The following is a 10,051-nucleotide window of genomic DNA, read 5'->3' as shown; positions in this document are numbered from 1 at the left end:
ATTAATACGGATTCTGGCAAATCGTTAAAAATTTCACGAATTATAATTATGTGGTATTTGTTAAAATATTATAAAAATTTAATTATTCTTTAAGTTATAGATTGGTAAATTATTGAAAATCAATTTTGTGAATATTTAATTCATTGAAAATAATTCTTTTTATTGTGATAAATGTTTGTTATAAATCATTTATTTGATGGATTTATTGTTTTTTTATTAAAAAAAATAAAATAATCTTTTATATTTTGTAATTTATTAATACTTTTATCATCTAATTTTAATTTACTAAGCATGAAGAAATTTTTACTTGCGTACCTTACGCTTTTAGGTACATTATTGTCAGCTCAGATAACCTTGGGCTCTGGAACAACAACAGGCGGTACTTCTACATCCGTTGCCACGGTTCCGTGGAGTACTTATTATGGATACAGCTATGCGCAGCAGATCTTGCTGAAGAGCGAAATCAATGCTGCTGCTCCTGGAAATATTACGGGATTAAAATTCTATCTGGGATCTTCCGACAGTATCAGTAATTCGAATAATATCGTTGTATATGTTGGACTTACTTCAAAATCTTCTTTCTCATCAACAACAGATTGGGTTCCTACGAGTGCAATGACACAGGTTTACAGTGGGACAGCAACGAATAATGCAGGAGTTGTAGAGATAACATTCGCATCACCTTTTGCTTATGATAATACAAGTAACCTTGTCATTGCTGTTGATGAAAATAAAGCCGGAGACGATGGAGGTGAGCTTTTTTACACTTATACCAGTGGAACAAATAAAACTTTGTACTATCGAAGCGATTACACGAATCCGGATCCGACAGCTATTACTCAATCTGGAACAAGATCTGCAACTCAGTCTGTTGTGACATTGGTAGGTCTTTCACCTAGTTTACTGCCTGCATGTCCTACAGTTACAGCGCCAGCAGCGGCTGCAACAAGTGTATCTATATCGGCTACTCTTACATGGAATGCAGTAGGTAATGCAACTGGCTATAGATTAAGTGTTGGTACAACATCGGGAGGAACCGATATTATTAATAATCAGGATTTAGGTAATGTTACTTCGTATGCACTACCAACTCCTCTGCAGTTTAATACTCAATATTATTATACGATAAGTTCTTATAATGGTTCTGGTTCTTCCGCAGGTTGTTCGGAGAGAACTTTTACTACAGCTAATATTTCTTGCCCTGCTGTTACGGCTCCAGCGGCTGGAGCTGGAGGAGTTTCTATAACGCCTACTATTACGTGGACTGCTTCTCAAGGGGCTACCGGTTATAAAATCTCAGTGGGAACAACAGCAGGAGGAACAGATGTTTTGAATAATGTTGACCTTGGGAATGTTACCTCTTATACATTTAGCTCCGCATTGCTGAATGGTACGAAATATTATTATACTATTAATTCTTATTCACCAGCAGCTGTTTCGTCAAGTTGTACAGAAAGAAATTTTACTACTGTATGTCTTTCTGTTAGTGCATTTTCTGAAAACTTTGACTCTGTAACTGCTGGCGACTGGCCGTCTTGCTGGATTAAAGTAGGTTCAAACGGTTCTGCTTATACTCAGTCAAGTACAGCGATCAGTGGTCCGAACAATATGTATATCTATACTAGTTCAGCGGCTGCCCCTGCAGTAGTTTCTATGCCGCCGGTAAGTACGCTTCAATTGGGTACCTATCGTTTGAAATTTAAAATGAGAGCCAATTATACAGCTGGAGATAAAATAGATGTTGGTTATCTTACTGATCCTACAGATGCATCAACGTTTGTATCTTTTGGTACTATTTATACGGCAAACAGTGCAAGTGTAGTGGATAATTACACAATAAATAATATTACTGCCCCTGCTGGTGTTACTACAATGGCATTTAAGCATATTGGCCCGACAGGGTATAGTATTTTAATTGATGATGTAGTGTATGAATTAATGCCAAGTTGTGTAGAACCATCATTATTAACTGCTTCAAACATTACATCTACTTCTGCTGATGTCTCTTGGACGGCCCCTGTTTCGGCTCCTGCTGGTGGGTATGATGTTTATTACAGCACAACGAATACAGCACCTACAGCAAGTGATACTCCTCAATATACTGGAGTGACAGGCACGGTGCAAAATATTCCTGGAACTTCTGGAACTGTATATTATGTATGGGTAAGATCAAATTGTTCAATATCAAGCCAGAGTACTTGGGCAGGACCATTGACATATACAATACCTTTCCCTCCACCGGCAAATGACAACTGTTCAAATGCAATTGATTTGACAGCAGGGGGTACATTTGCACAAAATGCGGTTTCTGGTACTATTGTCGGGGCTACAAATACTCCTGCATTAACTGCTAGCTGCTTATTTACACCTACAAACGTAGGAGGTAATGTTTGGTACAAAGTTACTGTTCCTGCTTCAGGTAGCTTAACAATTGAGACAGATGCTGCTTCAGGTTCTCCGTTAACAGATACTGTTTTGTCAGTGTTTACTGATTGTGGTACTACTACTTCTGTTGCTTGTGATGATGATACAGGTAATGGCAATTTCTCTAAAATTGCATTAACAGGGCAGACTCCGGGTACAATATTATTTGTAAGTGTTTGGAAGTATTCTACAGCAACAGATGGAGCATTCCAGATTTCTGCATATGACTCATCACTTGTTTTAGCAACTAATGAAGTAAAAGATGCCAAAAACAACATCAAGGTATATCCAAATCCATTTAATGATGTATTGAATATTTCAGATGCTTCTAATGTTAGAAATGTTTTGGTAACAGATCTTTCAGGTAGATTGGTAAAAACTATTGCAAATCCGGGATCTCAGCTTCAACTTGGAGAACTGAAACAAGGAATGTATTTAGTCACTCTTGAAATGAAAGATGGCTCTAAGCAGACCCTTAAAACAATCAAAAAATAGATTGTAATAAATAACTAAAATTGAATAGCGGCTAATTTAGTCGCTATTTTTTTGTCTGAAAGTAAAATATTTTTTTATGTTAAATGATGGCTGTACCTAGGAGAGATAAATATTTAATTGTTGTTAAATAATTGAAAATGAGCTTTAAAAATAATTCATAAATTTGAGAATTTCATTATAAAATCAAACAATTATTTAATATTAATCAATTATTTAATATTTTGATTATTATTTTTGTAATAAAATTAGTACAAATTTTCATATAATTTAATTTATATATAATTTTATCGCCTAATTTTAATTTACAAACGAATGAAAAAACTTTTACTCGCGTATCTAGCACTTATAGGTACATTAATTTCGGCTCAAGTTTCATATACACAAGACTGGACGGCCACTGGGCTGAACGGCTGGACAACCAGTGGTTCAGTTTTTTCTCGAAATTCCACGGCAAGTCAGATTTGCGGTTCTACGGGAGGAACAATTCGGGGGGAAAGATATTATGGTAATACAGGACAATTTACTTCACCCGTATTAACGGGAAATAATCAAGGGACAGTATCTATGTCTTTCGATTATAAAGTAACTAATTATTCTTCAAGTACTACTGCTACACCAGCAGCAAACATAGGTAGTATAAAAGTTGAATATGCTTCAAGTACTTCAGGACCTTGGACGACGGTTTATACAATTGATCCTACTAATCACGTATCTGCAAATACTTGTGCTACTAAAACAATCACATTTAATCCTGTTGCAGGAGACTTTTATGTAAGGTTTAATGTGACATCGGATGCTAATGCGGATGTTTATTATTACTTTGATAATGTAAATATTTCACAAGGTGCTACGCCTACTTGTTTTGTGCCGACAGGTGTTACCACATCAAACGCTACTCTTAACTCTGTTGATGTTTCATGGACGGCTCCTGCTTCAGTACCCGGTTCAGGCTATGAATATTATTATTCTACTTCAAATACAGATCCGACAGCTGCAACAACTGCTTCAGGAACTGCAACCACTACAACTACTCATTTATCCGGCTTAACACCAAATACAACCTACTATGTTTGGGTTCGTTCTGTTTGTTCTGCTTCTGATAAGAGTGCTTGGTCGAATTCCGGAACCTTCAGAACAGGTTATTGTTTACCAACAGCAGGATCAAGCTCTACTTCTTATTATTTAAAAACAATCTCTACTACAGGAGCTTTAACAAACCTGAATTATTCTGCCAGTGCTTATGCAGCTTATACGGATAACACTGCTACTTCATTCTCAAGCTATCCGGGAGGAACGTTTAATTACTCATTAGCTAACAGTAATACTTCTACGTGCTATTTCTACATCTGGGTAGATTTTAATAATGATTTAGACTTTAATGATGCAGGAGAAACCATGCTTGCTACAACAACTTATGCGGCAAGTACTTCAGGAACTCTTACGGTTCCTGTGGGACAGGCTTTAGGTTCTTACAGGGCAAGAATTGCTTTATCTGAATCGGGTGCCATTACAGCTTGCGGGCCAGCTCCGTACGGAAATTATGTAGACTTTACATTTAACGTTAATGCTGCTCCTTCATGTATTGCACCAACAGGTATTACTACATCAAACGTTACTCTTAACTCTGTTGATGTTTCATGGACGGCTCCTGCTTCAGTACCCGGTTCAGGCTATGAATATTATTATTCTACTTCAAATACAGATCCGACAGCTGCAACAACTGCTTCAGGAACTGCAACCACTACAACTACTCATTTATCCGGCTTAACACCAAATACAACCTACTATGTTTGGGTTCGTTCTGTTTGTTCTGCTTCTGATAAGAGTGCTTGGTCGAATTCCGGAACCTTCAGAACAGGTTATTGTTTACCAACAGCAGGATCAAGCTCTACTTCTTATTATTTAAAAACAATCTCTACTACAGGAGCTTTAACAAACCTGAATTATTCTGCCAGTGCTTATGCGGCTTATACGGATAACACTGCTACTTCATTCTCAAGCTATCCGGGAGGAACGTTTAATTACTCATTAGCTAACAGTAATACTTCTACGTGCTATTTCTACATCTGGGTAGATTTTAATAATGATTTAGACTTTAATGATGCAGGAGAAACCATGCTTGCTACAACAACTTATGCGGCAAGTACTTCAGGAACTCTTACGGTTCCTGTGGGACAGGCTTTAGGTTCTTACAGGGCAAGAATTGCTTTATCTGAATCGGGTGCCATTACAGCTTGTGGGCCAGCTCCATACGGAAATTATGTAGACTTTACATTTAATGTTACGGCTGCTCCTTCATGTGTTGCACCAACATCTTTAACTGTAGCAAATGTTGCTTTGAGCTCTGCTGATGTTTCATGGACGGCTCCTGCTTCGGTACCAAGTTCAGGATATGAATATTATTATTCTACTTCAAATACAGATCCGGTAGGTTCTGGTACTTCGACAAATAATCTAACTGAAACTTTATCTTCATTAACACAAAATACTACTTACTATGTTTGGGTAAGATCAAATTGTGGCAGTAGTACAAGTGTATGGGTTGGGCCTATCAGCTTTACGACATTAGTAACTCCACCAGCAAATGATAACTGTTCCGGAGCGATTCCTTTAACTGTAGGAGGTGTATTTGCTGATAATGCTTTAACAACGTCAAATGTAGGAGCAACAACAGATGGTACAACATCATGCCAAAGCAATAGAGGAGATAATGTTTGGTTCTCAGTAATTGTTCCTGCAAGTGGAAATGTTACAGTAGAAACGAAAGGAGTATCAGGATCTGGACTGTTAGATACGGTTCTTTCTGCACACAGTGGTACATGTGGATCATTAACATCAATTGCTTGTAATGATGATAACTCTTCAGGAGTTTATTCATTGGTTTCATTAACAGGACAAACTCCTGGGTCTACTTTATACTTTAGTGTATGGAGGTATACAGGAACTGCAGGGGGAGTAAGTACAAACGGTCAATTCCAGATCTCTGCATATGACTCATCACTTGTTTTAGCAACAAACGAAGTAAAAGATGCTAAAAACAGCATCAAAGTATATCCAAATCCATTTAATGATGTATTGAATATTTCTGATGCTTCTAATGTTAAGAATGTTTTGGTTTCAGATCTTTCAGGTAGATTATTGAAAACTATTGCAAATCCTGGATCTCAGCTTCAACTTGGAGAACTGAAACAAGGAATGTATTTGGTTACTCTTGAAATGAAAGACGGTTCTAAACAGACAATTAAAGCTATTAAAAAGTAGTTTTTTAATTAAATGAAAGAATTAGCGGCTGGCCTCAGCCGCTTTTTTTATCTACGTTTATAGATTTGATTGGATAATTTTTTTGGCGTGATAGTTTTGGTAATAATTCGTTTTAAAATCAAGAATAACTTTGAAGAATATTTATTTCCCCAACAGATGATAAATAGTGAAATAAGCAATGTTTTGGGCGATATGTTGAAGTGTTTAGTAGTGATAGTAAATTATTTTTGAATTTTTTTAAAAAAAGTAATACTATAATCGGTGAATTAATAAATTATTATTAATTTCGTTCTATTAATCAGCAAAAATAAATTTATGACAAAATTTCTACTCTCATGCTTATTGTTTTTAAGTATGATGCTTAATGCGCAGATAACGTTGGGCGCAGGAAGCACGAATGTCGGAATAGCTCCGATAAGTACCTATTACGGCTATTCGTATGTACAGCAAATTTTCACTAAAGAGGAAATCAATGCGAATGCAGCGGGAAACATAACAGGATTAAAATTCTATCTTGATCCTTCTATGTCGATTGCTAATTCATCGGAATGGGCTGTGTATTTAGGGCAAACTACCAAAACCTCATTTACATCAGTGTCAGATTGGGTTCCTTTAGCGCAACTTACACAGGTATTTTCCGGAACAGTAACAAATGCGAATGGTGTAATTGAAATTACCTTTGCAACACCTTTTCCTTACAACAATATGGATAACCTGGTAGTTGCTGCAGAAGAAAATTCGGCAGGTTACGACAATAACAATTTCAATGAAGTTATGTATGTTTATCCAGGAGCTGCAAATTCTTCAATCACTTATAGAAATGATGATGAGAACCCGGATCCGGCTTCTCCTCCCAATAATGGTGTTCTTAAGGATTATAAATCTGTTACTACCTTTGAAGGTTTGATACCAAATCCTATTCCTGCTTGTCCTTCAGTTACCTATCCTGCAAATAACAGTACTTTTGTTCCTTTATCTCCAACCATTACATGGAATGGTTCTCCGGGAGCGGTAAGTTATAAGGTTTCTATAGGCACAACTTCAGGTGGTACTGATGTCGCTAATCAGGTTTCTGTAACCACAAACAGCTTTACGCCGGCCACTCCGTTTCCATCTAATACCAATCTTTATATAAAAGTTGTAGCAGTAGGTACGGGAGGTGAATCTTCAGGATGTTCAGAAATAATGTTTACTACTGCACCGCCGGCACCTGCCAATGACGAATGTGCAACGGCAATTGCCTTAACGGTAAATCCAGATCTGAACTGTGGAACAGTGACTTCGGGTTATACTATTGGAGCTACCGACTCGGGAACATCTCCGGATCCATGCTATGGAACTCCTGATGATGATGTTTGGTTCAGTTTTGTGGCAACTAGTACAAATCACAAAATATCTCTTTTAAACATACAGTCTGTAGGAAGTGAGCCAGACGATACAGATACTTACTTCCAGGTATTTAGTGGAGGGTGTGGAGCATTGTCAAGCGTTTATTGTTCAGATCCGTCATCTGGTACTTTGACAGGCCTTACACCGGGAGAAACTTATCTTGTAAGGGTTTATAGCTATTATGGTACTGGCAGTAATCAAAGTTTTGATATATGTGTGGGTACACTTCCACCGCCTCCAACAAATGATGAATGTGCAACGGCAATTGCCTTAACTGTAAATCCGGATCTTAACTGTGGTACTGTAACGGCAGGTCATACCTTTGAAGCTACAGACTCAGGTACAGCACCAGATCCTTGCTATGGAGAAGCAGATGACGATGTTTGGTTTAGTTTTGTTGCAACTGAAACAAAACATAAAATATCACTTTCAAATGTGCAGTCAATAGGAACAGAGCCGGATGATACTTATGTCTATTTCCAAGTATTTAACGGAGGATGCGGAGCATTGTCACCTGTTTATTGTTCATATGGTGACTTATCAGGTACTGTTTCGGATCTCACACCAGGAGAGACTTATCTTGTGAGAGTTTACAGTTATAATGGTGCTGGCAGTAATCAAAGTTTTGACATCTGCGTAGGTACATTCCCACCACCGCCAGCTAACGATGATTGCGCGGGAGCTCTTATAGCAAATACTTTCCCATACACCTATGTTCAAAATGATGCCGCGGGAGCTACAAATAATGCAGGAATCATAGATGTTTGTGACAATTGGATGAATGATGGTACTTGGTTTACATTCGTTGGAGATGGTAATACATTCAATATTACGGTTACAATGCCGGCAGGAAGCGATTTTGATCCACAGATTGGTGTATACAGCGGAACCTGCTCAGCTTTATCATGTGAGAATACTGTTGATGTTGCAGGATCAGGTGGTACTGAAACACTTTCTATCCCTACCCTTGCCGGAAATACCTACTATGTAAATGTTGGTCATTACAGTAGTTCTGATGAGGAGGAAGGTGCCTTTACTGTTAATATCACAAATGGTACACTAGGAACTTCTGATGTGAAAGCTGAAAAGAAAAGCCTTAAAGTATATCCTAATCCTTTCAGTGATGTAATAAATATCGCTGATGCTGCAAATGTAAAATCAGTTTCAGTTTCTGATGTTTCAGGAAGACTGTTAAAAGTAATTGACAATCCTGGATCTTCACTTAATTTAGGAGAATTGAAACAAGGTATGTATTTCTTAATTCTTACCATGAAAGATGGTTCAAAACAAACAGTTAAAGCAATTAAAAAATAACTGTGTATAATACCAAAACTGAAGGCGATCTCGAAAGAGATCGCCTTTTTTGATTAAATTGAAAATTCAATTATATTATCTGTTTTGAGGGACAGGTTGTAAGTCTCCGGTATTAAGGCTTTGAAAAACAGCCGGGAAGAAGGTCACAAGAATAAAATAAATAACAACCATTAATACAATTAAAGAAAATAATATAACGACTAAATTGTTTGGTTTGTTTTTCTTTTTTGGTTCCATGATGTTGTGGTATTTGGTTAATAGATGATATATTATTTTACACTAAGCCAATTTCTTGCCACATTGTTTGCAATATCTTGCGTCATCATCAATATCTTCATTTCCGCAACGGTCGCATACTTTTTCCAGGTTCTGTCTTTTATTACGCATTTCGGCGGTGACTATACCCGTAGGAACAGCAATAATAGAATAACCGGCCAGCATCAGAATCACAGCAAAAAATTTACCCATCGGGGTAATTGGTGATACATCTCCATAACCAACCGTGGTAACTGTTACTACTGCCCAGTAGATGGATTGGGGAATGGTTTCAAAGCCCGGTCTGCCACCCTCCACCATAAACATCAACGAACCTACGATTACTGAAAAAATAATTAAGAATAAAAGGAAAATATAAATTTTTCGTGAACTGTTCTTTAGTGCCCGTACAATTACAGAGCCGTCATTCATAAAATCCATAAGGTTAAAAACCCTGAAAACCCTGAGCATTCTCAGCATTCTGAAAATAAGAAAATATTTTGTAACAGGAAAGAAAAAACTCAGATAAAAAGGAACAAGCGCCAAAAAATCAATGATTCCGAAGAAACTGAAAATATAATGGCGCTTATTTTTTACAACGGCAATTCTTGAAACATATTCTGCTGAAAAAAAAATGGAGATAATCCACTCCAAAATAATAAAAGTATAATGAAACCTTTTATCAAGCCTTGGAATGCTTTCCATCATAATGATGGCCGTACTTATCAGAATAAGCGATAGCAAAATGATATCGAACAGTTTCCCGAGTTTTGTGTCAGAACGGTAAATAATTCTGTAGAGATATCGCTTCCACCAGGCATCTTCAGGAATAAGATTATGCTCTCTTTCCATTTTAATGTTTTTTTAAATATAACAAATTATCCTTATTTTCGTAACAAACATACAGAATAAA

At 37.0% G+C, this 10,051-nt stretch carries 4 protein-coding genes; 3 read left to right on the top strand and 1 reads right to left on the bottom strand.

The genetic code is table 11. The annotated features are described in order from the left end of the window. The first annotated feature begins 291 nt into the window (after window positions 1-291). The 3 genes from BMW64_RS07380 to BMW64_RS07370 all read left to right on the top strand — a co-directional run bounded on the left by BMW64_RS07380 (window position 292) and on the right by BMW64_RS07370 (window position 8,883). Window positions 292-2,919: a T9SS type A sorting domain-containing protein gene (locus tag BMW64_RS07380; RefSeq protein WP_089999394.1), complete on the top strand. Its 2,628-nt coding sequence runs from the start codon at window positions 292-294 to the stop codon at window positions 2,917-2,919. A 312-nt stretch (window positions 2,920-3,231) separates the two neighbouring features. Then, the gene (locus tag BMW64_RS07375; protein WP_089999393.1) at window positions 3,232-6,180 is read left to right on the top strand and encodes a GEVED domain-containing protein; all 2,949 of its coding nucleotides are present in this window, start codon (window positions 3,232-3,234) and stop codon (window positions 6,178-6,180) included. 315 nt (window positions 6,181-6,495) lie between these two features. After that, window positions 6,496-8,883, top strand: a complete 2,388-nt coding sequence (locus BMW64_RS07370) for a T9SS type A sorting domain-containing protein (protein WP_089999392.1) — start codon at window positions 6,496-6,498, stop codon at window positions 8,881-8,883. A 279-nt stretch (window positions 8,884-9,162) separates the two neighbouring features. On the opposite strand, the gene BMW64_RS07365 is transcribed toward BMW64_RS07370, so the two are convergent. Then, entirely contained in the window at window positions 9,163-9,990 is an 828-nt protein-coding gene (locus tag BMW64_RS07365) for an ion transporter (RefSeq protein WP_089999391.1), read from the bottom strand. Window positions 9,991-10,051 lie beyond the last annotated feature (61 nt).

The organism is Chryseobacterium taichungense, assembly GCF_900109935.1.
Classification (GTDB): domain Bacteria; phylum Bacteroidota; class Bacteroidia; order Flavobacteriales; family Weeksellaceae; genus Chryseobacterium; species Chryseobacterium taichungense.
Note: the sequence above shows the minus strand (reverse complement) of the source record. Positions and strands in the feature narration are given on the sequence as shown.

Excerpts from the sequence above, each read along its gene's own strand:
- BMW64_RS07365 (WP_089999391.1), bottom strand. The coding sequence starts at position 9,990 with ATGGAAAGAGAGCATAATCTTATTCCTGAAGATGCCTGGTGGAAGCGA.
- BMW64_RS07375 (WP_089999393.1), top strand. The coding sequence starts at position 3,232 with ATGAAAAAACTTTTACTCGCGTATCTAGCACTTATAGGTACATTAATT.
- BMW64_RS07370 (WP_089999392.1), top strand. The coding sequence starts at position 6,496 with ATGACAAAATTTCTACTCTCATGCTTATTGTTTTTAAGTATGATGCTT.
- BMW64_RS07380 (WP_089999394.1), top strand. The coding sequence starts at position 292 with ATGAAGAAATTTTTACTTGCGTACCTTACGCTTTTAGGTACATTATTG.